Origin of the sequence: Sphingomonas sp. Ant20 (assembly GCF_000783375.1) — a bacterium.
GTDB classification, from domain to species: Bacteria; Pseudomonadota; Alphaproteobacteria; order Sphingomonadales; family Sphingomonadaceae; genus Sphingomonas; species Sphingomonas aerolata.
On sequence record NZ_JRVI01000046.1, the window covers coordinates 54,787 to 78,161 of the forward strand.

A 23,375-nucleotide genomic window follows, 5' to 3' on the forward strand; every position below is an offset into this window, starting at 1 on the left:
TTAGAATAGGTCCTGACCACGGCTAGATTCGGTGCGGCGTATTTCGTAGATAACAACCTCTTCCTGTAAATGGACAGCGATATGAGATCGAGTGTAATCCCGCGTACGTTATTTAGAAAAGTCTGGGATTCACACGTGGCGGCCCACCTTGAAGGTGGAGTTGTGCTTCTCTATATCGATCGTCATCTAGTCAATGAGGTCACGAGTCCGCAAGCCTTCGAGGGACTCAGAGAAAAGAAGAGAAAGGTCCGTCGCCCCGACCGGACTATCGCAGTGGCTGACCACAATGTGCCCACTCAAGATCGGTCTGGGGGCCTCGCAGCGATTGCGGATCTGCCAAGTCGGACTCAGGTAGAGGCGCTTGAGAAGAACGCTTCGGACTTCACCATCCCGTATGTCCCGCTACGCAGCCGAATGCAGGGCATCGTCCATATAATTGGACCCGAACTGGGATTGACATTGCCTGGCTCGACAATTGTTTGCGGCGACAGCCACACGTCGACCCACGGAGCTTTTGGTGCTTTGGCGTTTGGCATCGGAACGTCGGAAGTTGAGCATGTTTTGGCGACTCAGACTCTGCTTCAGCAGCCAGCGAAAGCAATGTTGATAACAATCAACGGTCAACTGGGTAACGGCGTTACGGCCAAAGATCTCATCCTGCATATTATTGGGGCTATCGGAACTGCAGGTGCAAACGGTCATGTAATCGAGTATAGTGGCGAGGCAGTACGATCCCTTGATATGGCCTCCCGCATGACACTGTGCAACATGTCAATTGAGGCAGGCGCCAGAGCCGGGATCATTGCTCCAGACGACACTTGCTATAGCTGGCTAGCAGGACGTCCGTTTGCACCAAAAGGTGAGGCCTGGAACGCTGCAATCGCATATTGGAAAACCCTAGCGACTGACGTTGGTGCGATTTATGATCGCACCGTTGAGATAGACGCGACTTGCGTCGAACCGATGGTAACGTGGGGCACGAGTCCTGAAGCTGTTATCGGCATTCGGGATCGGATACCTGATCCAGCCGCTGAAGGCGATCCCGCTAAGCGTGCTCAGCTAAGCGCGATGCTCGAGTATATGGGACTCGAAGCTAACCAGCCGATCGCTGGAACTCCGATTGACATGGTGTTCATCGGTAGCTGTACCAACGGTCGGATCGAGGATCTACGTGCCGCCGCATCTTTAGTGAGGGGCGGGAGGGTTCATTCATCGGTGAGAGCGCTCGTCGTTCCCGGATCTATGCAAGTAAAGGCGCAGGCCGAAGACGAGGGGCTCGATACGATCTTTCGCACCGCCGGTTTTGAATGGCGAGATGCCGGTTGCTCGATGTGCCTAGGTATGAACCCGGACCAGCTAGGGCGAGGGCAGCGATGCGCCTCGACCTCGAACCGCAACTTTGAAGGACGACAGGGTCCAGGCGGACGAACGCATCTCGTGTCGCCAGCCATGGCGGCAGCAGCAGCCATCGCGGGAAGGCTTGTTGATGCAAGAGTGGGGACGTCATGACGCCTTTCCGAGATCTGCGTGCGGTAGCGGCACCACTACCGTTGGCCAACATCGACACAGACAAGATTCTACCCGGTCGCTTCCTCAAAACTATTACGCGCGCCGGCCTCGGCAACGCACTGTTCTCGGCATTAAGGGAAGACCCGTGCTTTGTACTCAACAAAGCCCCCTACAGCTCTGCTGGTATCTTGGTGACATTGGAAAATTTCGGCTGCGGCTCTAGTCGTGAGCATGCCCCATGGGCCCTATCTGATTTCGGTATTCAGTGCGTAATTGCGCCAAGTATAGCCGATATATTTTATAATAACTGCTTTAAAAACGGTATTCTTGCGATTGTTCTGGATCATGGAGCTGTAATGATGCTCTTGAATACAATAACCAACCCATCGACATCTGAGTTGTTTGTGGACTTAAGTAGCCAAGAGATTGTTACCCTGTTGGGTGATAGATTTAGGTTTGATATCGACGGGGGTTCGAAAAGGGGCCCTGCTCCGCGGCGACGACGAGATATCGAAAACACTCTCGTTTATAGATCACATACATAAATTCGAGAACGACCAATTTAGGCTTGCCCCTTGGTTGGTCGAGGGAATCGACTCTGGCTTACTTATCTAATAAACTCGTTATCCTAATTAACGTGGCATCTTGCACACTGTGGATAGCTTTGACCCTGATGCATGCAGGCGACATGTCAAGACATCGCTAATCCTAGATCAAGTTTTTGGCCTGGATTAAGGGTTGCATCCGAAATAACGCCGCCCAAAACGAGACGTCTAAGCGATCTGATCCGAACGACATTTTTGATCGTCCTTTGGACAGATGTTAAATAGGGTTGGATCGGCAAGTCGGTGCCTGCGGAGCCGTCGATTCATGTTGATTGCGCGTTAGCCGGGCGAACCGCTCGGCCAGCAAAGAGCACGAATGCCGCATCTGCATGTATTTAACGATAAGACTGATTGGTCGCTTATCGATTCTCGAGGATCCGGGGCGGCCATCGACGCGTTGAGCTGCTACCCGGAAAACATGCCGCTGATAAGTTAGCTCGTCAGATGGAGACGAGCGATGCGGCGAAGCCGTTTTACCGAGGATCAGATCATTGGCGTGCTGCGCGAGCATTAGGCTGGCGTGAAGACCGCAGAGTTGTGCCGCAAGCACGGGATCAGCGATGCGACGTTCTACAGTTAGAAGGCGAAGTACGGCGGCATGGCACCCGCCGAATTCACCAACCGCCCCCGCCAGGGGCATGAGGACACGGAAGCTAACTTATCAGTGGCCTGAAAAAGGGGAGCAGGTCAGTCGCTGCCTTGCGCGCGTTGCTGGCGGGTTGGAGCATCGAGCGCAATTAGACCGGTTTGATACCGGGCAATACGTCTGCGTCCGCCAGGGTTGTAGGGTAGCATTTGGCACGCGTTCTACCAACCTCGGGAGCACCGAGCCGTACTCCGGTGTTACGTCTGCGGCGTCACAAGGGCGCGTATCGTTAATCGTTCGATCAAGCTGCTCACGTCATCGGCTGAACTGGTCAGTCCTTCCGTCAACCACCAGCTTAAAATGGTGATTATTCCGCCCACTACGACGCGAACAGCGAGTCCGCGAGGCACGGATGAATCAAACGGAAGATCGAGCCCCTCTGCGTATCGAATGGCGCGAGCCGTTACTTCCTGTCGCACTGCATCGCCACCGCCAACCAGCAGAGCTGCAGACGCGTGCCGGTGTAGATCGACGAACTCTACGACCGATCGCACGGCGTTTCCCACGTCTCCACGTACGAGAGCCGGGGCCACCTGCTTAACCAACCGTCCCATCAACTCATCCGCCACGTCGAGCAACAGCGTGTCGACGCCGGGATAATGGCGAAAGAAGGTCGCGTAGCCGACTCCGGCATGAGCGACGATACGTTGCGCTGTGATCGAATGCGCGTCGCCGTTTTGCAACAGCGCCAGCATCGCGTCGCGCAGCAGCGAACGGGTTCGCGTGACACGAGCGTCCACGCCCTTTTCGCTATTACCCCTTTTATGAGCCACAGTAGATCATATATAGCGGACCTTGGAGTAAAGGAGCAAAGCGATGAGTTCGTATTCCACGCTATCGCGCGAACCGTCCAGCGGGGTCGACGATCTCTGTGATGATCGAAAAAGCATTCCATCGCGGCCCATGGGTCGCGATTGCCCAGTCCAGTCTTTTTCGGAAGCACGCGCGCTGCTCCGGGATGATGAGTTGCATCAGGCGAGTTTCCGCGCTGATCTGATGGCAAGGTTCAGCGACGAGCGCTTTGCGCCGATCATTTTCCAGCACGGTGAGCGCCATCGCCGTCAGCGTGCTGCGACCGCTCGGTTCTTCACCCCCAAAACCGTCGACACCAGCTACCGTGCGATCATCGAGCGTGAATCCGATGCGTTAATCGGCGACATGCAGCGTCGCGGCCACGCAAAGCTGGACGACATGAGCATGCGGCTAGCGGTGTCCGTTGCGGCCGAGGTTGTCGGTGTTACCGATAGTAATCGCACCGGGATGGCGCGTCGGCTCGAACGCTTTTTTCACGCTGGCAATGTCGCGCTCGGCAAGTCGATCCTCGATCTGCCACGCTTCGCGCGGGCGCAGATCCACATGCTTAACTTTTACGTTCGAGACGTGTTCCCAGCGGTTCTTGCGCGTCGCCGTGCCCCACGCGAAGACGTGATCTCGCATTTGATCGCCGAAGGCTATTCTGATCGCGCGATTCTTACCGAGTGCGTGACCTACGCTGCCGCCGGCATGGTGACGACACGCGAATTCATCACGATGGCGGGATGGCATTTGCTCGAGCGCGAGGAGCTTCGGACACGCTTCCTTGCCACAGATGAGACCGGGCGGATCGCCATCTTAGAAGAGATCCTTAGGCTCGAACCGGTCGTCGGAGAGCTTTCGCGACGGAATCCAAATTCCGGCCAGATTTTCAAAATCGATATCCGCCAGGCGAATGCTGATGTTGCGGCGGTGGGCGCGTGTCCGCATGCAGTCGATCCTGATCGCGCCTTGGCAGCGCGGGTCGGTAGCGCAGGGCTTGCGTTCGGTGATGGTTCGCATCGATGCCCTGGCGCGAGCATCGCAATTCTCGAAACCGCAATCTTTCTCGATCGCCTGCTGCGCATTGCGGACTTAACGCTGGAAGCACCGCCGAAGATCAACTGGAACGCGTTGATCACAGGGTATGAACTTCGCGATTGTCGCCTTCGCATTGCACCCACAATCAGCTTGAGTTCCGGAACCTGACCCGGCGCTGCCGCATTGCTTCCCGCAGCCATCATATGGCTCGGTAGCCCCTCCCTTGCCTGACGGAACCGGCAAGAATGACGAGACGTTCAAAAGAACATATTAACAGGAGAAAACGATGCTTCGAGCTCTTATACTTTCCAGCGCTGCCGCAATCATGATGCTACGCCTGTCGTCGCTCAGGACATGATGGCTTCTACCGGATCCCTGACGCCGACAGAGGTGGGGGTGTCGCCCCTCTCTGCAACATCAGCGACCGACTATGTCAAATTGGCGGCTGACTCGGACAATTACGAAATTCAGTCCAGCCGTCTGGCTCTGACGAAAAGCAAGCGCGACGACATCAAGTCTTTTGCCCAGCAGATGATCACCGATCATACCGGCACGACGAAGGCAAGATGACTACCGCGCTCCTCGACCGCCTCACTCACCATTGCCACATCGTCGAGACCGGCAACGACAGCTTCCGGTTCCGCGTCCGGTCAGAGGCCGGCAAGTCCAAAAAGGAGAAGGCTGCGACTTGACCCGCAACTCCGCGGGCCTGACATTACCCCCACGACCCGGGTCACTTCTCGATGAAAACGCCGGGTCAACTCTCAGTGCAAATCAACAGTTGGAAGCTCACTTTGAGCCCGGCGATGGTGACGATATCCCCTCGATCATAGAAGGCATTGCAGGGCTGCAGCCCGATCTCGCACAGCAGATCGCAGACGAGCTCGCTTCGCTTGCTGGTTATGTAGCGAGCGGGGGGGGAGACCTTCTACGATTGTGAAGACGGCTATGTCGTCATCCAGAATCCGTCGGGCGTCCGCGACCGTCAGTGGGAGACGTTCACGCAGACAGTGAGATCTCAGGCTCGCTTCTTCAACCGCCACGCGGAGGAGTGGCTCGCCAAGATTTTCGGTCCGTTGTCGGAGGATCGGACCTGGCGCGGACAGGCAGTGATCAAGACCTGCGACCCCGGCACCGGCTTCTATCGTGCGCGACATGTCGCGACTGAAGCGAGGGCCTTTGACATCCTGCGGGCACCGGCCGCACAACTCGGTCCCTTACCCACTGGTGCCGGCTCAGCTGGGCGCATGAACGCTGCCGGCGTATCGGTTTTCTATGGGGCGTTCGATGTTGAGACCTGCGTCGCCGAAATCAGGCCGCCGGTGGGCTCAACCGTAGTGTCAGGCCGCTTCGAGCTTCAGCGGCCGCTCCAGCTTCTCGATTTCGATTTGCTCGAGATGGTGGTCGCCAAGGCAAGTCATTTCGATCCAGATTATGAAATGAAGATGGAACGCGCACTGTTCCTACGTGCCTTCGGTCGGCGTATCGCTGAGCCAGTGATGCCAGGAGAGGAAGGGTTCGGCTATCTAGCGACCCAGATCGTAGCTGACTATCTGGCGCAGCGCGCTGAGCCTCCGCTTGATGGGTTGATCTATCGGTCCACCCAAACCGGCGGCAAAGGCCGCAACGTCGTCCTTTTCAATCACGCGTCACGAGTCTTCGGCGATCCTAATCCAGCGCCGGCCTCAGCGACCGCCATTGTCGATCCAAGACTGGAAACGCTGGCTCTCGTGCCGGATAGCATAGAAATCACGGATATCCGGGCGGTCACCTATGAGCAGCCGAGCCGATCGGTCGAAATCTGGGAGATAGAGCTGGAGGAGCGGGAGCACTATCAGGAATGAGCCTACGCTGCGGCTGTCGGCAATGGGTTGGCGGGCAAGGCAACGACATTGGTTGCGCCAAACAATTGGGTCACTTCGGCCATAGCCGCGGCATTCAAGACCTGGGTAAACAGCACCGCCAGCCGCCGTTTTGGCCGGGAGCACGCTACGTAAAACAAATTGCGATTGCTTTCGAAGGATTCGACCTTGTCGGCAGGTGGACCGCGATTGAGACGTTCCAGCATCTGCGCGAAGTTGTAGATATTCCAACCGCGGCCCACGATGACCAGCACGTTTTCGAATTCGGCTCCCTTCACACCATGCTTCGTCGCAAAGGGCGTGTGTCCGTCGATGAAAGCGTCCACCGCCATCAATTCGGTGTAGGCGACGTCGCGCAATTTGCGCAGCTGCGTCACTCTGCTCGACTCGCCTTCAATCGGCTCCGGCCCGGCGTCTGCGAGACGTTGTTCGCGTTCCAACACCGCTTCGGGCAAGTGTATGTGAGGCTGACCCCTGATGAGATCGATCACCTCGCCGATCGAGCCAGACGTTCGCAATTTGAAGAGCTCCTCTAAGGATTGCGTCCATGCGACCTTGTCTTGATGCTGTCGGATGCTCGGCCTGCCCGCGCCCAGGGCCTCGAACATCTCACCATAGCGTTGCGCCTGAAAGGCTGCGACGGCGGGTTCGAGTTGGTCAGCCAAGAATTTGATATGCGGATCCTCCTTCTTGAGCCACGCGCCGTTGAACCGACCGTAGATGCTCTGAATCGTGGAATAGCCCTGTTCCTTCGCAAGCACGCTGTGGCTGAGCATCAGGATTTTGGTGCGTTCGACGGCAAAATCCCAACCTTCGTCTCCCAGGCGCCGCTTCAGATGGTCGGCATATGCGCGAGCGGCCTCCGGTGATGTATCGCCAGCCCAATGTCCGCCCGTCCGGCGCTGCCCCGGCCACGCATTAGAGTGGAAAACGCGCGCCTCGCCCTGCGCATCCGGATCGCTTGCTATCTGGTCCAGCCCCGGACGCATCCGGTTGAGCACGGCGACGATCGGCTCGGCCGAGCGAAAATTGGCGTTCTTGTCGATGGCCTCGAGCGCAGCATGTTCAACCGCGCCGCAACCCTCACCGTAGATTTTCTGCCAGTGATCTCCAAACAAGCCGATGACCGGACCGGTGCCGGTATCTAGGAAATGCTGTTTGAGGGCATCGACAAAGCCTGCATCTGTGTCCTGATACTCATCTATCAGGAGGACCGGATAGCGGGTCGAAAGCACCTGGCGGAATTTTGGACGAGTGAGGAGCTCGATCATCACCAAAAGCACGTCCTCATGCTTCAGCGAAACTTCGTCCGGCGTCACCCGCGGATAACCAAGATCATATTTGACGGTGCGGCTGCCAAGCGCCTCAGCACCCGCCTCGGCGAGACGGTCGGCCCATCCCGGCAGGGCAGGCACAACGGTGCGCAGATCCGACTGAAAGTCCTGGAGCAATGACCAGCAGAAACCATGAATTGTTTCGGGCCGAACCGCGGGATGCGCCTGAACGCGCGCGATGATCTCGTCCTTCGCGACGTTCGTAAAGGTAATGCAGCCGATCTGCTGCCGCTTGCGCACAAGATCCGTGCCGCGCTGGACAATCAGGCGCCGAAGCGCCTTTTCCAGCGAATAGGTCTTGCCGGCTCCCGCACCGGCTTCGAGGCGAAAGCTCTGTCCGGCGTCGAGGCAAGCATACACGCGTTCGAGCGCGACGCGACCAGCGATATCGGCGGCGCTTTCTTCATCAGCCATTAGCGTGGCCGCCGTCGACCGCCTCGATGACCTCTGCAACCAGCTCGGCGGCCAGCGCCGCCGGCGCCAGGGTCGGAGCCGGATTGCCCTGCGCCAGCCACCGCAGCCCTTCCGCGATATAGCGCGGCGTTTGCCACTCGGTGTTCACGATCGCATGCTCAAGCGCGAAACTTGATTTCTTTTGCTCGGCCGCATGCTGATAGGCCAGCGCCGCGACGTCACCCTCGCCGAGGTCGAAAAAGGTCCGGGTTGGCGAGAATGAAGGCGTCTTCGAAGCTGCGGGCGCAAGGTCCGCCGTCTTGTTCAGGGACCTGAAAAGCAAGGCGTCGCCCTCCACCGGTTTTCTCCTCAACCGTCTTGGCCAAGAGTTGCTCTGGACTCACATCTGGTTCGAACCAGCTTTTGATACAGGCGTTGCTGGTGAACGTACCGGACGCGACTTGGACCGCGACGCGCTTGTTATTCGCGCCTGGGGCGACAGTATCGATATCGGTGATGATCAACGTCCGGAGCTCAAGGAAGGCAAGTAACTCGAAGAACCGGTGGGCATAGGCACCGCCGACCTCCATGACAGTCAGATACTGGCTACTCAACTGGGGCTCGCCAACCGCGGCGGCATCGGTCTTTCGAATCATCGCGGGGAGCAACAATCTTTCTGCCGTTCCCTCAATCAACACAGCTTTGTCGGCGAAAAATAGGTCGCAGCGCGACAGGGTGAGATATTGATGGAGGAAGTTTCGATCTTCGACAGGCGTCCCTCCCATTCCCTGGCGCAAATCTTTCACGACGGAGCGACGCAACACCGGTCCGTCCGGGATCGACAGGAAATAGCGCAGGCTTTCGAAGCGTGCTTCGTTGGCCATGTGCGGCGAGTGAGTGGTGACAACGAACTGGACCGGCCATGGCCGATCGGCGTTTAGCTGTGCGACGAACGCGTTCGAAATGCGTTCGAGCTGCCGGATGAAGACTTCTTGCATCTGAGGATGCAGGTGCGCCTCGGGTTCCTCAATGAAGATCAGATGCACACCCGCCGCGGTCGGCGTTCCCTGAAACTCCCGGAAGAAGCGGAGCAGCTGCAGCAGCATATAGACGAGGTTGCGGGCTCCGAGCCCGTTGTAGGTCTCTGGCAACGTCACGCCATTGACCCCGCGGTAGCGCAACCGGGTGTGATTGTTGAGAAGCTTATCGCGTCGAAACTAGTCTCCGTCACCAGGCCAGGATCGAGGAGGCCGGGATATCCGAAGAGGTCAAACGTTGGCAGGAGCGACGTCAATTTAGCGTTGAAGCCGATATGAAGGTCGCCTTGGATCTGGTCGACAGCCTCTTTGAGCTGCTCGGCGGTGGTACGTCGCTCCGGATCCAGATCATCGTTCAGTGCCGACTGGAACAGCACCTCCACAACCTTACCGAGCACGTCACGCTCGCGAAAAGTATCATCGTCGAGCCCGCGCTGCGCGTTGATGAAACCGCCGCCCACGAGCACTTGAAGAAGTTTGGGTTCGAGCATTTTGCGGTTTGTAGCGTCGTTTGGATCAACGGCCTCGAGCGACCCCGAATAGGCGGTGACGATGCGATCTCCGAGCGACCGGAAGACCCGCGCGCGATCCTCGTCATGGCTCTCGAGCGGCTCGGTGAAGTCCGCGAACAGAAGCTGCAAGGCATTGGCTTTTGGAGCGAAACGAAACTCGAGACGCGCCTCATGGCAATCGGGGTTCAGATCGATAATGCACTCGCTGAGCGGCCCAAGGTCGGTGGCGTCGACCTCGTATCCGATATCGAGAACGAGCTTGATCGCGGGAAGCTGTCCTAGCGTCTCCGATGCGTCAGGCGCTGCCCGGTAAGCAAGCAGCGCGGTCCAAAAACATTCATGGCAACCAAGAGAGAAGTCTTCGAGACGGAAGCTCAACGCGCGATCGGACAGCAGTCGCCGAAACAACTCGGCGATCGACGTCTTACCGCTATTGTTGCGGCCGACGATGAGTGTTGTGCGCTCCTCGAAGCCGATCTCGACATCGCGGAGCAGCCGGAAATTCTCAATCTTGGCCCGGTTAATTCGCATGCATTTACCCCCCTCAACATCGATTAGCAGATCGGGAGGAGACTGTCCCCGCCGACAGCGTTCTTAAGGTAAGGGCTCCTCAGCCAACTAGCCTTAGACGATCCGCTCTTCGATCCGGCTGCCGCTTGGAGTCTTGATAACGGTGAACCCATTGGGCACCGCCTGTTGCACGAGCGGAACGTGCGAGATCAGACCGACCGCCCTGCGCTGGCCGACGATATCCTGGAGAACCTGCAGAACTTGGTCCAAGGTCCCACCGTCGCTGTCGCTGTCGAGGCTGCCGAATCCCTCGTCGATAAAGATTGTGTCGAGACGGATCGCGCCATGCGTCATCTCCACGATATCTGAAAGCCCAAGCGCTAAGGCCAAAGCGGCGATGAAGGTCTCGCCGCCCGACAGGGTCGTGACTTCGCGCGCACGCCCGGTCTGGATGTCATGCACGCGGATATCGAGACCGCGCTTCCTGCGACCGCCTACCGTCTGCACGTCGCGCTCCAGGCGGTACCGGCCTTGGCTCATCGGACCGAAGCGAAGGTTGGCGGCTTCCAGCACCTGATCGAACATCGCGCCGACGGCGTAGGTCTCCAGAGTGATATTCATCGCGTTGCGGCCTTCGAACGCGTCGGCCAGAGCGCGCAAAGGACCGGATTGTTCGTTCAACCGCGCGAGACGCTCCATCTGCTGGCGAAGGCTTTCGAGCAATTGGGTCAGCTGGTTGCAACCCGCCCGCGCATCGGCGGCAGTGCGGGTGGCGGTCGCGGCGGCTGCGTGCGCGGCATCCCGGTCTGCGCGGAGAAGCTCGAGATTTGGTCGCTCACGCTCCGCTATCGCCGCGCTCGTATCTTCGGCCCGGCTCTGGGCACGCGTCAGGTTTTCGCGGAACGTGTCGAGTTGCTCGAGCATGGTCGCGATGTTCGCAATATCGGCTTTCGCGGCTCGATATTGCTCATCGGTTAGGCCGAGCTCGTCGCGCCTTGTCTCGTAAGCGGTACGCGCATCCGCAAGGCCCTGGTCGCATTCGGTGATACGCTTTGCCGCACCCGTTCGGTCGCTTTCGGCGGCGGCGCGATCGGCGCTGCTCTGCGTGCAGGTGTCCTGCGCCGTCTGGATCTCCTGCTGACGGTCGTCGATCTGTGTGCTGACGGTGCTCCGCCGAAGCGTGATCGTGGCTGCGTCGCGAAGCGATTCGGGAACTGCGGCGATATGGTCATTATATGACTGCCGGGCGAGCGCGGCCGCTGTCTCCGCCGACTGCTCTGCTTCGGCCTTCGTCGAGCGTTCGGCGTCCGCTGTGGTGACATTGCCCTCGAGCGTCCCGGTCTGTCCGACGAGGGACGCAACATCGACAGCAGCGCCCAGCGCCTCGATCGCCTTGCCCATCCGCAGGGCCTCACTCTCGAGATCCGCGGCACTGCCTTCGGGCGCGTCCAGCGCTTCCAGGGCAGTCTTTCGTTCATCCCGAACGCTGCGTGCAGCGCTGAATGCTGATTCCGCCGTCTGTGCATCCGTTGCGGCGCTGTCGAAAGCGACCTGCGCCTCACACCATGCGGCCTCCAATCCGGCGGCTGGCTCGCCACCATGGGCTGGCCGGGGATGGTCTGCGCTGCCACAGACAGGGCAGGGGCTGCCGCTCTCAAGGCTCTCGGCGAGCAGCCTCGCCTGGCCAGCGATGAATTCCGCCTGCCGATCACGGACCGCGCTCTCAAGGCCGCTACGGTGCAACCGTGCGTCCGCCACGGTGGTCTGCGCTTTCGTCAGAAGTCCTTCGGCGATGTCCAGGGCCGTCCGAGCCCGCTCCACCTCGCGTGCGTGGCGCGATAGCCGCTGAACGCGGTCTCGATCTGCGGTGAGGCGCACCCGTTCATTCTGGTTGGCATGCGCCCGATCGACGTTTGCACGATGGGTGACGAGCGCTTGCGTTGCACGATCGGCCTGTTGCCGGGCCATCGCGGCCGCGGTCCGAGAGCTTGCGACCAGGCTCTCGGTATTCTCGGCCTGCACCTTCAAATCGGCGGCATCGGCGAGGACCGTAGCATAGCGATCGAAATCGGAAAGTTGCTGCTTCAAGGCGTCGATTTCACCGACCTTGGCTTTAAGATCTTCCAGTGTCCGCTGCGCTGTCGCCTCTGCCGCCACGGTTTCGATCACGCGCCGCGAGGCGATCGTCTCCGTGTCCTTGGCCGCAGCCAAGGCTGTGACCGCGCGCGTGACGGCGTCATCACGATCGACCAGCTGCGCCGCGCATCCGGCCGCCGTATGGCGCTCGCGAAGGGCGTCCATATCGGTCTGGCGTCCTTGAAGGGCCGCGAGCGCGGTCGCAGCAGCGCCGGCTTCATCGAAACATTTCTGCAGGGCCTCACCATTGCCAAGCGTGGCGGCGGCGGCAGCACGGGTCGCGTCGGCCGTGGCGGCGCCAACATCGAGTTCGGCGCAGCGTCCTTCCGCTGCATCGATCGCGCTGGTCAGATCATCGGTGCTGGCGAACCCGGCGTTGGTCAGTTGCTGAACGTGCAGCGACATGCCCTGTTGGTAGGTCGTGCGGGCTTCGGCGGCACGCTCCTTCAGGCGCTCGGTCATCCGCTCGTAGAGCGAGACGTCGAACAGGCCGCGCAATATCTCCAGACGCGCCTTGCTGTCCGACGCGAGGAAGCGCTCGAATTGCCCCTGAGGCAGAAGGACGATCTGGCGGAATTGCTCGACGTCGTAGCCAAGCAAATCGCGAATGCGCTCGTTGACCACGCCGACCCGCTTCTCGGCCAACACCGTCCCGCAATTGTCGACCGAGACATCATCGACCTCGATATCAGTTACATCGAATAGATAGGCGGTGTGGACATGGTCGGTCTCGCCATCGCCCCGCATTCTAGGCCGCTTCTGCTCTGGCTGCCGGCGCACGAAGTATCGCTTGCCGCCCAGCTCGAATAGGAAAGACACCTCTGTGAGGGTCTGCGCTGCGGCATGGCCTGACCGCATGCTGGTCGTCGGCTGCTCGTGCCTCGCACCTTCGCCGAAGAGCGCGAACGCCATTGCGCTGAAGATCGAGGATTTGCCCGATCCGGAGGGCCCGTAGATCCCGAACAGGCCTGCATCGACGGCGCGGCGGAAATCGACGACCTCGGTCGCGGCATAGGGCCCGAAGGCGGTTATGAAAAGCTTGAGCGGTTTCACGCCTCGATCTCCTGACGTGCTTCGTGGATCAGTGTGTTCACTAGCTGGGTGTCGATCTCGCCCGGTGCTTCCCCGCGAACGAATTCTATGAAGTCGGAGACAAGGGTCTCAGGATCGTCGATGGCGGCGCGCCCTTCACCCAGCTTCTCCTCCAGCGTGCGTTCAGCGCGTTCGTAACTGAGCTGGACAGCATTGGGGTAGAGCACACGGATTCGCTTCATCGGATCGATTTGGGGCGTCTCATCGGTGAGGACCACGCGGATGAAATCTTCCGAGCCAACGGGCGCTGCGACGAGCTCCTCGAGCGTCCCCCGGATCGTCCGGGCCTGCCGTCGGGGCTTTAGCGGTATGGCCGTTGTCTCGATGGAGCCATCGGCGCCCATGTCGATCAGCGTCAGCGATTTCTCCTGACCTTCCTCGTCGAAGCCGAAGGCGAGCGGCGAGCCGGAATAGCGAATGTGCGGTGCTCCCACCGATTGCGCCCGATGGAGATGCCCAAGCGCGACATAGTGGGCGCCGTCGAAAATCTCCGCGCTGATCGTCTCGATTCCGCCGACGGTGCGTGACAGCGACCGTTCGCTGTCCGTCGGGGCGGCGCCTTCGACGAAGCTGTGGGCGACCACGATCCAGCGAGCGCCGGCCGGGACACGGTCACGCGCGGCGTTGACCTGGGCTGCGATGACGTCGGCTGGGCAGCTGATATCCTCTGCGTCAAAGCAGGCTCGCGCGGCGAACTCATAGGAAAAGGGAAGGGCAGAGATAGCAACTGACCCGTGCTCGTCTTCGAGCATCATCGGCAGATCGTTGGCATCGAGCGGTCCCCGGATCAGCGCCTTTTCGATCGGCGCGAGGACGCCGAGCATGCCGATCTGGGCGGCCGCATCATGATTGCCGGCGATGACAACGATGGCGAGTCCTGGGTTGGCCGTCGCCCGAACCAGAAAGTCGCGAAGACGCGTGAGCGCGGTTTGCGGTGGCCCGGCGCGGTCGAAGATATCGCCGGCAATGATCAGCACGTCGGGGGGAATGCTCGAGGATGGCCGAATCGATCTGGGCGAGGATCGTATCGTGATCATCGTCGAGCGGGAGCTGAAAGAACTGGCGGCCGAGATGCCAGTCGCTCGTGTGCAAAATCCGCATGCCGTGATTCCATCTATTTTCTATGCGTGTAGAAACTAGATGGATTATACCCGTAGAGTCAACTAAGGTCCCATCATGACCGACGGCGAGCTCAAGCCCGCACAGCGTGCGAGGCTACACTATCTGGACCAATGCCTCACCTGGCTGGGGCAGGCGAACAGGCGCGACCTGATCGAGCGGTTCGGTATCTCCAACGCACAGGCGGCGGTCGACTTCCGGATCTACATGGAGCGCGTGCGCGCGCCCGCACCGTCCTATGACCCCGTTCGCAAAACCTATGTCGCGGACTGGGCGCATCGCGGACTCGAAGATGCGGCCGAGCCGCCTTCGCTTGAAGCGATATACGCACAGGCCCACCAGGATTTTGCGCGGCTTCCCGGACCGAGCCGGCAATGTCCGGCGCCGGTAATGCGCGAGCTAAATCAGGCGATCGAAAGGCGCTGTTTCGTCGAGATCGACTATGTGTCGATGTCGTCCGGCCGCCGCGATCGCCAATGGATCGCGCCCGCCCATATCGCGAGCGACGGCGAGCGATTGCATGTCCGGGCCTGGAGCCCAGATCGCAACGAGTGGCGTGACTTCCTGCCTGTACGGGTGTCGGACGGTAGCAGCTTCAAGATGCGCCCGATCGAGGACACGCTGCCGCCGGACGAAGACTGGGACATGATTGTCGAGGTCCGCTTGCGGCCCAGAGCGGATCTGACGGCGGAGCAGAAGCGGGCGGTCCGGCTCGAATATGGCTTCGTGGGCGACGATATCCGCTTCGAGACGCGGCGAGCCCTCGAATTCTACATCGAGCGGCGTTGGGGGCTTGATCGCCCCGGCGCCCGGCTCGAGCGGTATTGACTGCGCGATGGGTGGCAACGTCACCATCGATCCCCGTGAGCGGGCCACCCCGGTCGACGATCCCGCGATCATCGAAGCGCGCAGCCGTCGTACCGGCCGCCTGCTCGACGCCAAGCGTCTGATCCGCTTTTTCGATTACGCCGCAGCCATCCGCCTGAGGGGCATTTTGAAAGACGCAGCCAGTCGTGGACGGCCGCGCCTGGTCTGCCCGATGTGCGGCGTCACGCTGTTCCTGGCGAGCAGCATGCACAAGAATTTTTTACCTCCGGCACCGTTCGGAGGACGGCTCCTGTCCGGCGGTCACTCATAGCGGGCTGACCGAAGCCGAGATGCGCGCCATGAAATATCGCGGCGCACAGGAGAGCGACGCACATCTGCGCACGAAGGAACTGCTGGTGCGCAGCCTCGCGGCAGACCCCGGTTTCTCCGAAGTGCGGGTGGAGGCCACTTGGCGAGCGAGCGAGGGTCTGCCAGGCCTGCGTCGTCCCGACGTATCCGCCCGGCACGGCAAGCTTCGAACGGCGTTCGAGGTGCAGCTCAGCACGACCTTCCTTGATGTCGTCCTCGGGCGGAAGCGCTTTTACCGGCAGGAAGGGGCGGCGCTCGTTTGGGTCTTGCCCAGTTTCGACCCGAGCTATCGGCGAATGACTACCGACGACATCCTGTTCGGCAACAACTCAAACATCCTTGTCGTCGACGACGCGACCGTCACGGCTTCCATCGCGGCGAGCCAGCTGGTCGTACGCGTGTGGCACCGGCAGCCTCGGATCGAGGGCGAGCGTATCATCGACGACTGGATCGAGCGGCTTGTTCCGTGGAACGAGCTCCTCATCGATGTCGATCGCCAAACCGTCTGTGCGTTCGATTTCGCTGCAGCCGAGAGCACGGCCATATCGCAGCTTGGCCGGCTGCGGGAGCAACAGAAAGCAGCAAAAGAGGCGACTTGGCGCGCCGCCGCGGCAGCGGCTGAGCAGGAATTGCGAACAGAGATATTTGGGTGGGCCTTGGCCGAAGACCGGGTGGACGATCTGGTCGGCTATTATCATCGTTGGGCCGAACTGAACTACGATCTGGTCGCCTATTGCGCCGACCTTCTTAGTACGCCTTCGGACGTGCGCGTGCCCATCCGGATGGTGAAGGTGATCGAAACAGCAAAAGCCGGAAAACCCGTTGGTTTCGGGTACGATACACTCATGGAGGTGGCACACCATCTCTTCCACCAACGTCCGGAGCTGCTCATGGGCTTCGGCTACCTGCTGCGCGCTTACGGACATCACCACCTCCTCGCTAAACAGGACTCCAGCGGGAAGTGGGCAGCCAAGGTCTCCGCCAATCGTGAAGCAATGAGGCGCGATCCGCGCTTCCAACTTGCGGAAGACGAGCAGCGACTTTTTCGACTTTCTTTCAAAGGATCTTTGCCGGAAACCGGCGGCGGGGGGAGGGTGGCAAATGACGGAAGCACGTCTGTTCGATCTCAACATCGAGAAGATCCTCGAAGCCTGGGAAAGCGCCCATGCGGTTCGCGAGCTGATCGCCAACGCGATCGACGAGCAGCAGCTCAGCGACACCAGCGACATCGAGGTCTTCAAGGCCGAAGATGGCAGCTGGATCATCCGCGATTACGGTCGCGGCCTGCGCTACGAACATTTTACGCAGAACGAGAATGTCGAGAAGCTTCAGAATTCCGGCAAGGTGATCGGCAAGTTCGGTGTCGGCCTGAAGGATGCGATGGCGACACTCCATCGCAACGGTGTCCAGGTCGATATACGCTCGGCGCATGGTGAGATTACGCTTGCGCAGGTGGCCAAGCGCGATTTCGCCGATGTCGTCACCCTGCACGCGGCGGTGCAGCCAGCTTCCGATCCGACGATGACCGGCACGATGATCGTGCTGCGCGGGTTGAGCGACGAGCAGATGGACAAGGCTAAGGGCTTTTTCCTCCGCTTTTCCGACGAGGACCTTCTCGAGAGCACCAAAATCGGTGACATCCTGCGCCGCAAGCCGGGCGCGGTGGCCAGAATCTATGTCGCCGGCCTGCTGGTCGCCGAGGAGGAGAATTTCGCCTTCTCCTACAATATCACCGCGCTCACCGAGCCGATGCGCAAGGCGCTCAACCGCGAGCGGACCAATGTCGGGCGCACCGCCTATACCGATCGCGTCAAGCAGATGCTGCTCAACGCCACCGCGAGCGACGTCGCCGAGGAGCTGGCACGCCAGCTCCAGGCGATGCAATCCGGGGAAGGGAGCGACGAGGTTCGGTGGAAGGAGGTCGCGATCCATGCGGTACGGATCCTCAGCGTTAGCGGCGACTATCTGTTCGTGACCGCAGACCAGTTGATGAGCAACTCGTCAGCGGTCGACCATGCCCGTGGCGACGGAATCCGTATCATCATGATCCCGGATACGATCCAGCAGGAAGTCTCGGGCATGACCGATCTGTCGGGCGCGCCGATCCGCGACCTCGGCCAATACCAGTCGGAATGGAATAATAGCTTCGTATTCGATTTTGTTGAGCCGAGCGGACTAGCACCCGGTGAGCGGGTGGTATTCGGCCAGGCGCAGGCGATCGTTGATCTGGTGGGCGGACTCCCCGCACGTGTGCACGCGGTTCGAGTCAGCAATACGATGCGCGTCGATTTCGCGACCGGTAGCGATGCTCTCGGCCTCTGGGATGGGGAGACGAATTCGATTGTTATCCGCAGGGATCAGCTCGCATCGTTACCGGACTTCGCCGGCACGCTGCTGCACGAGCTCGTTCACGCCCAAACCGGCTATGACGACGTGACGCGCAATTTCGAAGGCGCCCTGACCGACATCATCGGCAAGACCGCGGCCGCTGCGCTGACGAGCGCGCCGGAGCCAAAGTTCAGCTTCCGGCGCCTGCTGGGCCGCTAGGCGCGTGGGATCCCGTCGATCGAATTTGCGTCATTTGGACGGCGCGCTTGCCAACTTCGTTGGCAGTACGGGCAAGGGGATGTGCCTTTTTCGATCGGCTGCCCTAGTGCTCGATTTGCCCGGCACTGAGCTTGGCGTCGGGGTTTTAGCGGGAGCGACCGCTAAGGAGCTTGCCGCCAACCCCGACGCCTCGGTTAGCCGATGCATCGCCACGGCCTCGCTATGCATTCATGGTTCTCAATCTCATCGCCAAGTTCGCCAACAGCAACAACGGCAGCGCCGGCCCCTATGTGGTGGAGGAAGATCGTAGGGTGCCTTTGCGTGACTGGTTGTGCGACTCCCTAGTGCCGATGGCAAAACGTGATGCGCGCCGGCTCGCCATCGTCGAGGAAGTACGCATGTCGCTCGTGCGCGATCATCTGCTGCCGAGTGATTCGGGCGACGCCGATCGGCTAATCGATGATGAGGTCCGTTCACGGGTTCGGCGGTCTGGCCGCTGTAACGTCAGTCGCGCGGTCTCGGATTTGGTGCGTGCGGGTTTAGTCCGGGCCATTATTAGGGCTACCACATCGACCATCACAATCGTGGTGCACAACGAGAGGCCGTCTATACGGTCATGCCTGCGGCGGCCTCAGCCGTGGCCGGCCGAGGTTGATCGGTGGTGAGGTTTGTCTCCGAACATGTTGATGAGCGCTAGGTTTCTATTGTCGGTCGCTGGACGTCCGAAAGGCCATTGCGTATGACTACGCTTTGCCCGTTCTGCTTCGATGAGCCTGGGTTCAGGCGCAGGCTGAAGGATATCCGGCCCAATTTCCCTCGCGATCTCAAATGTGATTTCCATCCGTCGCGTAGCGGTATTCCCGTCGCAGCGATCGCGCCGATCATCGATGCCGTGATTGCGCCAAATTATGTGACCGGTGGTTACGAGCCTTACTTCGCGGGCGATGGCGACAAGCCTGATTACCAGCAGCAGGGCATGAGCCTGGTCGAACTTGTAGGCGACCTGACACAAGCAGAGCACGACGATATCGCTCGCGAGATCGTCAATCAGCTGATCGACGACGATCCTGCTGATCCGCACGACGGTGGTGAAACCTTCTACGCCGATGATCAGAGCTATGTGCGGTACGAAAGTAGCTACAATCCCCGCAGTGAGGCGTGGGATCAGTTCAAAATAGAAATCACGTACAACCGACGGTTCTTCAGCGACATCGCGCGGGGCAGACTGAAGCAAATTTTCTAGAATATTCATCTGCAGAAGGACGATCGCGACCAGCCTGTCGTGTACCAACTAGGCGCAGGGGCTGATATTCAGATTTACCGTGCACGGCAGATCAATAATGCTGCCGAGCGAGACAAAGCGATCGTCGATCCGGCCAATCTGCTCGGGACGCCGCCACGCCGCTACCGTGCCCCTGGCCGTATGAATGCGGCTGGCGTGCCGGCTTTCTATGCCGCCTTTGAGTTCGATACCTGCGTCGCGGAGATCCGCCCGTCGGTTGGGTCGCAGGTTGTGGGCGCCGCGTTCACGATTGTCCGTCCGCTTGTCGTGCTCGACACGACACGCTTTGAACGACCGATCCGTCGACGCAGCGTGTTCTCTGTCAACTACACCGAGCGGCTGCAGCAATGGAGCTTCATGCAGAGGTTCATGTACGAGATCAGCCAGCCAGTCCTACCGGACGATACGCTGCTCGACTATATACCGACCCAGGCGGTCGCGGAATTCATCTGCAATGAGCTCGATGTCTACGCGCCGGCGACAAGAAAAAAGATCGATGCGATCATCTTTTCGTCCGCGCAGCGGCCGGATGGCAGGAATATCGTCATCTTCGGAGATGCGGCCGTCGTCGAGAATAGCGAGTCCGCCAGCGACGCGACAACGCCGGAGCCGGCCGTTGAATCGACGGACTTCTGGACATCGTGGCGCCTCGAGCCCCCTTCCGCTGGGCTAGCGGTGGTTGCCGGATCCGTACTGACCCATCACGTCACCGGTGTCTCTTTCACGCATGCGTCTGCCGATGCTCATGACGGAGATTTCGACGCAGATCTCTGAAGACGGGAAGCCTATGGTGATGGCGCCCAGCGGGGGCCTCGCCCACCTTTTCCCGGTACCGATCAGGATGATTGTCACGTCATAGGGCGATGGTGCTATCGAGATCCTCGTGCAGCTTGGCAAGCAAGTATGTTCGTTATATGTTCCGTGTGGCAAATTTGTTGCGAGGCGTGCGGTAGTGGGTAGAGTCGTTGCCATGAATGTTGAAGCGCCGGAATATTCGCAGAAGCGGTCGGGCGCTTTTTTCACGCCGGACGATGTAAGCGCAGCGCTGGTCGCATGGGCCTGCCGTAAACCAAGCGACCGCATGATCGACCCATCCTGCGGCGACGGCCAGTTTTTGTCGCTTCATCGCAACAGCGTTGGGATCGAGCAAAATCCGATCTCGGCGCACCTTGCGATCGGGCGCGCACCGGGTGCGCTCGTTCATGAAGGTGATTTCTTCACCTGGGCTACCGAGACCGGCGAGCGGTTTGAATGCGCGGCAGGCAACCCGCCTTTCATCCGTTACCAGCTGTTCAAGGGCGAGATGCGTCGGCGTGCGCTCGATTTGTGCCTCGACCTCGGCGCACGCTTTAGCGGACTGACCTCGTCCTGGGCGCCATTTCTGGTCGCAACCGCTGGTCTGCTCAAACGCGGCGGCCGGATGGCTTTCGTTGTGCCAGCGGAGATCGGCCACGCGCCTTATGCAGCTCCGTTGCTCGACTTCCTAGTTTCATCCTTCTCGACGGTTCATGTCATTGCCGTGCGCGAGAAATTGTTTCCGACGCTCTCTGAAGATTGCTGGTTGCTTTATACCGAGGGCTTTGGCGGCAAGGCCGACGGCATTGACTTGACCGTGCTTGATCGGTTTGTGCCCGGAAAAGCTCGGCCGAAGCCGACAATGACCATCAACTTAGAGGAGTGGTGCAGCGTCTGGAGCCAGCGGTTGCGGCCCTATCTTTTGCCTGCATCCGTGCGGCGTCTCTATGAGGCAGCCGTCGCGGACCCCGGATCGCGTCGCCTGTCCGAATTCGCCAGCGTCGGGATCGGCTATATCAGCGGCGCCAATGATTTCTTCCATTTGCGACCGTCAGAGGCCAAGCGCCTGGGCATCTCTTCCGCCTATCTGCTGCCAGCCATCCGCAACGGTCGAGCGATGCCGGCTAAGCAGATCACCAAAGCGACAGTCGACGCGTGGACGCGCAACGACGATGAGATGCTACTGCTGCGTTTGAAGCGGGATCAGGAACTTCCGATCGCTGTTCGACGCTATCTTGATAGCGCTCCGGGACGCGAAGCGCGGCTTGGTTATAAGTGTCGCAATCGCGCGCCCTGGTATGCCGTGCCGGACGTCCAAATCCCCGACTTTGTGATGAGCTACATGTCGGGTCGCACGGTGAATCTCGTTAAAAAATGTTGGGGGGGTCTCCTGCACCAACAGCGTCCATTCGGTAAGGGTCCGCGACGCCGCACTTGCAGCCCGATATCTGCCTTCATGGTCCTCACCCTTCGTCCGACTGAGCTGCGAGCTAGAGGGCCATGCGCTTGGCGGAGGCATGCTCAAGCTTGAACCGCGCGAAGGGGGCCGGATCGTTTTTCCGTCGCCGGCGGCAATAACTACGGCGCACGATGGCGAGCTTGAAGAGGCGATCGGGACCATGCAACGCTGGCGGCATTATGCGGATTGATGCCGATCGCAGCAATGATGCTCGTATGATCCGGGCGCAGGGGTAACGACAGGACGTGGCAGCCAAAACATCATCGAAGGCGGACGCCTGGGTTCTCTACGATCGGATTGTCGCCGATGCCGCGCCAAACGGCGTGCACAGCAACCCTTGGGTCAAAGGCGCGGACCAGCAACTACGTTTCGAGCCTGATTATGCTACGCTCGAACGCCTGCTTGGAGTTCCGCTTCACTTGAAGGCGCAGACCCAGTCCGGCGTGCCGGCGCTCGCGCTCGACGTGTGGCTGAGTTACGAATTGCGTAGGGCCGGCTTCCGGCCGGACCAGATCTGGCCAAGGCCGACCCACCCGCGCGTGATCCCGGCAGCTATCGGCCCGCTGATCAGTTCGCTTCCGGTCAAACTGCGCGAGCAAGTGCAGGCGCATGTTACAAAGAAGGCGTCCATCACGGGCGTGACCTCTTCATCAGCCGTCATTCTCGGCAAAAATTATCTGAAGCAGGTCGATGTCGTCATCTCGGACTGGCAGACCGGCCCCGAGCTATTGATCTCCACGAAGCGGATGGATTCTTCCTACGGTAAGAATGCGCCGAATCGGGTAGAGGAATCCTACGGCGACGCGAAAAACCTTCGCTTGAGGCATCCGCTGGCTGCGCTGGGATTTGTCTTCGGCGTGCGCTCCGACATTCTTCAAAAGGAGCTGAAGACTGCGGAGTGGCTGTTTGATCTTCTGGCCAAGCTCGGCCAGGAAGATGACGCCTATCACGCAACCTGCCTGATCCTGATGGACTATGACGATGATGTCGCTGTCCCCAGCTCCCAAAGCGAGCCTGAAGATGGGATATTGGATCTTGGGTCCGATCCAGCAAGCGACGACGATGATGACGAGCCTGCGCCTACCATCCCCGAGACCAAAATCGACGATGTGCTGACCCGACTGCCGAGAGTGAGCATTCTTCGGGATCGCACGCCGGACGTGTTGTGTCCCGGCCGCTTTCTGACCGCGATGGTGGTGCGCGTGTTGGGTGCCACGCCGATTAACATGCATGAGGAAGTGCGCGAACGCCGCAAGCGCGTGGCAACACCGCCGCCCCCGGAGGAGGAAGCAACAGTCTAGCGACCACGCTATTGAACCGATCGGACGCGGGGACAGCGCGTCTTCGCAGCGGTGGCCTGATACTCAATTTTGGCCTTCGATCCAGTGATCGAGAGCACGCCGGCTTATTTCCCGCGCTGCTCGGCTATGGGCAGTCCGACTAGGTGCCGACACCCGGTTCCTGCTGACGCTGTTCGAAGCGTGGTTCCCATCTAGAGCGGAGTGAACGGTTTACCCAGATGGATCAC

At 60.0% G+C, this 23,375-nt stretch carries 21 protein-coding genes and 3 pseudogenes; 16 read left to right on the forward strand and 8 right to left on the reverse strand.

The window, feature by feature from the left end; genetic code table 11:
- Nucleotides 1-81 precede the first annotated feature (81 nt).
- From leuC to NI18_RS24205, 3 genes and pseudogenes are all read left to right on the forward strand, one after another.
- Nucleotides 82-1,509, forward strand: a complete 1,428-nt coding sequence (gene leuC / locus NI18_RS23160) for a 3-isopropylmalate dehydratase large subunit (protein ID WP_084215115.1) — start codon at nt 82-84, stop codon at nt 1,507-1,509.
- A complete protein-coding gene (gene leuD / locus NI18_RS23165; protein ID WP_306286286.1) occupies nt 1,506-2,054 on the forward strand; it encodes a 3-isopropylmalate dehydratase small subunit in 549 nt (182 codons plus the stop codon). Before leuC ends, leuD begins: the two co-directional genes overlap by 4 nt.
- 517 nt (nt 2,055-2,571) lie before the next feature.
- Nucleotides 2,572-2,691: pseudogene (locus tag NI18_RS24205) on the forward strand (transposase); the annotation flags it as partial.
- A gap of 266 nt (nt 2,692-2,957) precedes the next feature.
- Here NI18_RS24205 and NI18_RS08010 read toward each other — a convergent pair.
- Nucleotides 2,958-3,455: a TetR/AcrR family transcriptional regulator gene (locus tag NI18_RS08010; RefSeq protein ID WP_037529253.1), complete on the reverse strand. Its 498-nt coding sequence runs from the start codon at nt 3,453-3,455 to the stop codon at nt 2,958-2,960.
- A 121-nt stretch (nt 3,456-3,576) separates the two neighbouring features.
- On the opposite strand from NI18_RS08010, the gene NI18_RS08015 reads away from it, so the two are divergent.
- The 4 genes and pseudogenes from NI18_RS08015 (at nt 3,577) to NI18_RS08025 (ending at nt 6,437) form a co-directional block, all read left to right on the forward strand.
- Entirely contained in the window at nt 3,577-4,761 is a 1,185-nt protein-coding gene (locus tag NI18_RS08015; RefSeq protein WP_084215098.1) for a cytochrome P450, read from the forward strand.
- Between the two features lie 189 nt (nt 4,762-4,950).
- Nucleotides 4,951-5,163 carry a DUF4142 domain-containing protein gene (locus tag NI18_RS08020; RefSeq protein WP_306286303.1) on the forward strand — a complete coding sequence of 71 codons (213 nt, stop codon included), beginning with the start codon at nt 4,951-4,953 and terminating at the stop codon, nt 5,161-5,163.
- Nucleotides 5,151-5,285, forward strand: a pseudogene (locus tag NI18_RS23170) (ATP-binding protein); the annotation flags it as partial. The gene NI18_RS08020 and the pseudogene NI18_RS23170, both read left to right, overlap by 13 nt.
- Nucleotides 5,286-5,702: 417 nt before the next feature.
- On the forward strand, nt 5,703-6,437 hold the full coding sequence (locus NI18_RS08025; protein WP_157840500.1) for an RES family NAD+ phosphorylase: 735 nt from the start codon (nt 5,703-5,705) through the stop codon (nt 6,435-6,437).
- A gap of 2 nt (nt 6,438-6,439) precedes the next feature.
- On the opposite strand, the gene NI18_RS08030 is transcribed toward NI18_RS08025, so the two are convergent.
- The 6 genes from NI18_RS08030 to NI18_RS08045 all read right to left on the reverse strand — a co-directional run bounded on the left by NI18_RS08030 (nt 6,440) and on the right by NI18_RS08045 (nt 14,446).
- The gene (locus NI18_RS08030; RefSeq protein WP_037529257.1) at nt 6,440-8,203 is read right to left on the reverse strand and encodes a UvrD-helicase domain-containing protein; all 1,764 of its coding nucleotides are present in this window, start codon (nt 8,201-8,203) and stop codon (nt 6,440-6,442) included.
- Nucleotides 8,196-8,540: a hypothetical protein gene (locus NI18_RS26670; protein ID WP_306286309.1), complete on the reverse strand. Its 345-nt coding sequence runs from the start codon at nt 8,538-8,540 to the stop codon at nt 8,196-8,198. The genes NI18_RS08030 and NI18_RS26670 overlap by 8 nt, the downstream gene beginning before the upstream one ends.
- Nucleotides 8,422-9,333, reverse strand: coding sequence for an AAA family ATPase (locus NI18_RS26675; protein ID WP_306286287.1), 912 nt, complete (start codon nt 9,331-9,333; stop codon nt 8,422-8,424). The genes NI18_RS26670 and NI18_RS26675 overlap by 119 nt, the downstream gene beginning before the upstream one ends.
- 2 nt (nt 9,334-9,335) lie before the next feature.
- Complete coding sequence (locus tag NI18_RS26680) at nt 9,336-10,262, reverse strand: AAA family ATPase (protein WP_306286288.1); 927 nt, start codon at nt 10,260-10,262, stop codon at nt 9,336-9,338.
- A 93-nt stretch (nt 10,263-10,355) separates the two neighbouring features.
- On the reverse strand, nt 10,356-13,430 hold the full coding sequence (locus NI18_RS08040; RefSeq protein WP_037529259.1) for an SMC family ATPase: 3,075 nt from the start codon (nt 13,428-13,430) through the stop codon (nt 10,356-10,358).
- Complete coding sequence (locus tag NI18_RS08045) at nt 13,427-14,446, reverse strand: exonuclease SbcCD subunit D C-terminal domain-containing protein (RefSeq protein WP_198526965.1); 1,020 nt, start codon at nt 14,444-14,446, stop codon at nt 13,427-13,429. The genes NI18_RS08040 and NI18_RS08045 overlap by 4 nt, the downstream gene beginning before the upstream one ends.
- On the opposite strand from NI18_RS08045, the gene NI18_RS25575 reads away from it, so the two are divergent.
- From NI18_RS25575 to NI18_RS08055, 3 genes are read left to right on the forward strand one after another with little or no spacing between them, the layout of a single operon-like run.
- Nucleotides 14,436-14,609 (forward strand): hypothetical protein, encoded by a 174-nt coding sequence (locus NI18_RS25575; protein WP_198526966.1) that lies wholly within the window; start codon nt 14,436-14,438, stop codon nt 14,607-14,609. The two genes, NI18_RS08045 and NI18_RS25575, sit on opposite strands and share 11 nt — an antisense overlap.
- A gap of 36 nt (nt 14,610-14,645) precedes the next feature.
- Nucleotides 14,646-15,416 carry a WYL domain-containing protein gene (locus NI18_RS08050; protein WP_037529389.1) on the forward strand — a complete coding sequence of 257 codons (771 nt, stop codon included), beginning with the start codon at nt 14,646-14,648 and terminating at the stop codon, nt 15,414-15,416.
- 7 nt (nt 15,417-15,423) lie between these two features.
- Nucleotides 15,424-15,726 carry a hypothetical protein gene (locus tag NI18_RS08055; protein ID WP_037529260.1) on the forward strand — a complete coding sequence of 101 codons (303 nt, stop codon included), beginning with the start codon at nt 15,424-15,426 and terminating at the stop codon, nt 15,724-15,726.
- Between the two features lie 367 nt (nt 15,727-16,093).
- Here the strand turns inward: NI18_RS08055 and NI18_RS24210 are convergent, their stop codons facing one another.
- Nucleotides 16,094-16,783, reverse strand: coding sequence for a hypothetical protein (locus NI18_RS24210; protein WP_128082130.1), 690 nt, complete (start codon nt 16,781-16,783; stop codon nt 16,094-16,096).
- An 82-nt stretch (nt 16,784-16,865) separates the two neighbouring features.
- Between NI18_RS24210 and NI18_RS08065 the strand changes: the two genes are divergently transcribed.
- From NI18_RS08065 to NI18_RS08085, 6 genes and pseudogenes are all read left to right on the forward strand, one after another.
- Nucleotides 16,866-18,311 (forward strand): ATP-binding protein, encoded by a 1,446-nt coding sequence (locus NI18_RS08065; protein ID WP_037529263.1) that lies wholly within the window; start codon nt 16,866-16,868, stop codon nt 18,309-18,311.
- A gap of 191 nt (nt 18,312-18,502) precedes the next feature.
- A pseudogene (locus tag NI18_RS08070) lies at nt 18,503-18,966 on the forward strand (hypothetical protein); the annotation flags it as partial.
- Between the two features lie 84 nt (nt 18,967-19,050).
- Nucleotides 19,051-19,554 (forward strand): hypothetical protein, encoded by a 504-nt coding sequence (locus NI18_RS22215; RefSeq protein ID WP_052149072.1) that lies wholly within the window; start codon nt 19,051-19,053, stop codon nt 19,552-19,554.
- A gap of 39 nt (nt 19,555-19,593) precedes the next feature.
- Nucleotides 19,594-20,367: an RES family NAD+ phosphorylase gene (locus NI18_RS22220; RefSeq protein WP_052149073.1), complete on the forward strand. Its 774-nt coding sequence runs from the start codon at nt 19,594-19,596 to the stop codon at nt 20,365-20,367.
- 196 nt (nt 20,368-20,563) lie between these two features.
- On the forward strand, nt 20,564-21,919 hold the full coding sequence (locus NI18_RS08080) for an N-6 DNA methylase (protein WP_198526967.1): 1,356 nt from the start codon (nt 20,564-20,566) through the stop codon (nt 21,917-21,919).
- Between the two features lie 173 nt (nt 21,920-22,092).
- Complete coding sequence (locus NI18_RS08085) at nt 22,093-23,148, forward strand: hypothetical protein (protein ID WP_037529265.1); 1,056 nt, start codon at nt 22,093-22,095, stop codon at nt 23,146-23,148.
- Nucleotides 23,149-23,375 lie beyond the last annotated feature (227 nt).

Excerpts from the sequence above, each read along its gene's own strand:
- leuC (WP_084215115.1), top strand. The coding sequence starts at position 82 with ATGAGATCGAGTGTAATCCCGCGTACGTTATTTAGAAAAGTCTGGGAT.
- leuD (WP_306286286.1), top strand. The coding sequence starts at position 1,506 with ATGACGCCTTTCCGAGATCTGCGTGCGGTAGCGGCACCACTACCGTTG.
- NI18_RS08010 (WP_037529253.1), bottom strand. The coding sequence starts at position 3,455 with ATGCTGGCGCTGTTGCAAAACGGCGACGCGCATTCGATCACAGCGCAA.
- NI18_RS08015 (WP_084215098.1), top strand. The coding sequence starts at position 3,577 with ATGAGTTCGTATTCCACGCTATCGCGCGAACCGTCCAGCGGGGTCGAC.
- NI18_RS08020 (WP_306286303.1), top strand. The coding sequence starts at position 4,951 with ATGGCTTCTACCGGATCCCTGACGCCGACAGAGGTGGGGGTGTCGCCC.
- NI18_RS08030 (WP_037529257.1), bottom strand. The coding sequence starts at position 8,203 with ATGGCTGATGAAGAAAGCGCCGCCGATATCGCTGGTCGCGTCGCGCTC.
- NI18_RS26680 (WP_306286288.1), bottom strand. The coding sequence starts at position 10,262 with ATGCGAATTAACCGGGCCAAGATTGAGAATTTCCGGCTGCTCCGCGAT.
- NI18_RS25575 (WP_198526966.1), top strand. The coding sequence starts at position 14,436 with ATGATCAGCACGTCGGGGGGAATGCTCGAGGATGGCCGAATCGATCTG.
- NI18_RS08050 (WP_037529389.1), top strand. The coding sequence starts at position 14,646 with ATGACCGACGGCGAGCTCAAGCCCGCACAGCGTGCGAGGCTACACTAT.
- NI18_RS08055 (WP_037529260.1), top strand. The coding sequence starts at position 15,424 with ATGGGTGGCAACGTCACCATCGATCCCCGTGAGCGGGCCACCCCGGTC.
- NI18_RS08065 (WP_037529263.1), top strand. The coding sequence starts at position 16,866 with ATGACGGAAGCACGTCTGTTCGATCTCAACATCGAGAAGATCCTCGAA.
- NI18_RS22215 (WP_052149072.1), top strand. The coding sequence starts at position 19,051 with ATGACTACGCTTTGCCCGTTCTGCTTCGATGAGCCTGGGTTCAGGCGC.
- NI18_RS08080 (WP_198526967.1), top strand. The coding sequence starts at position 20,564 with ATGAATGTTGAAGCGCCGGAATATTCGCAGAAGCGGTCGGGCGCTTTT.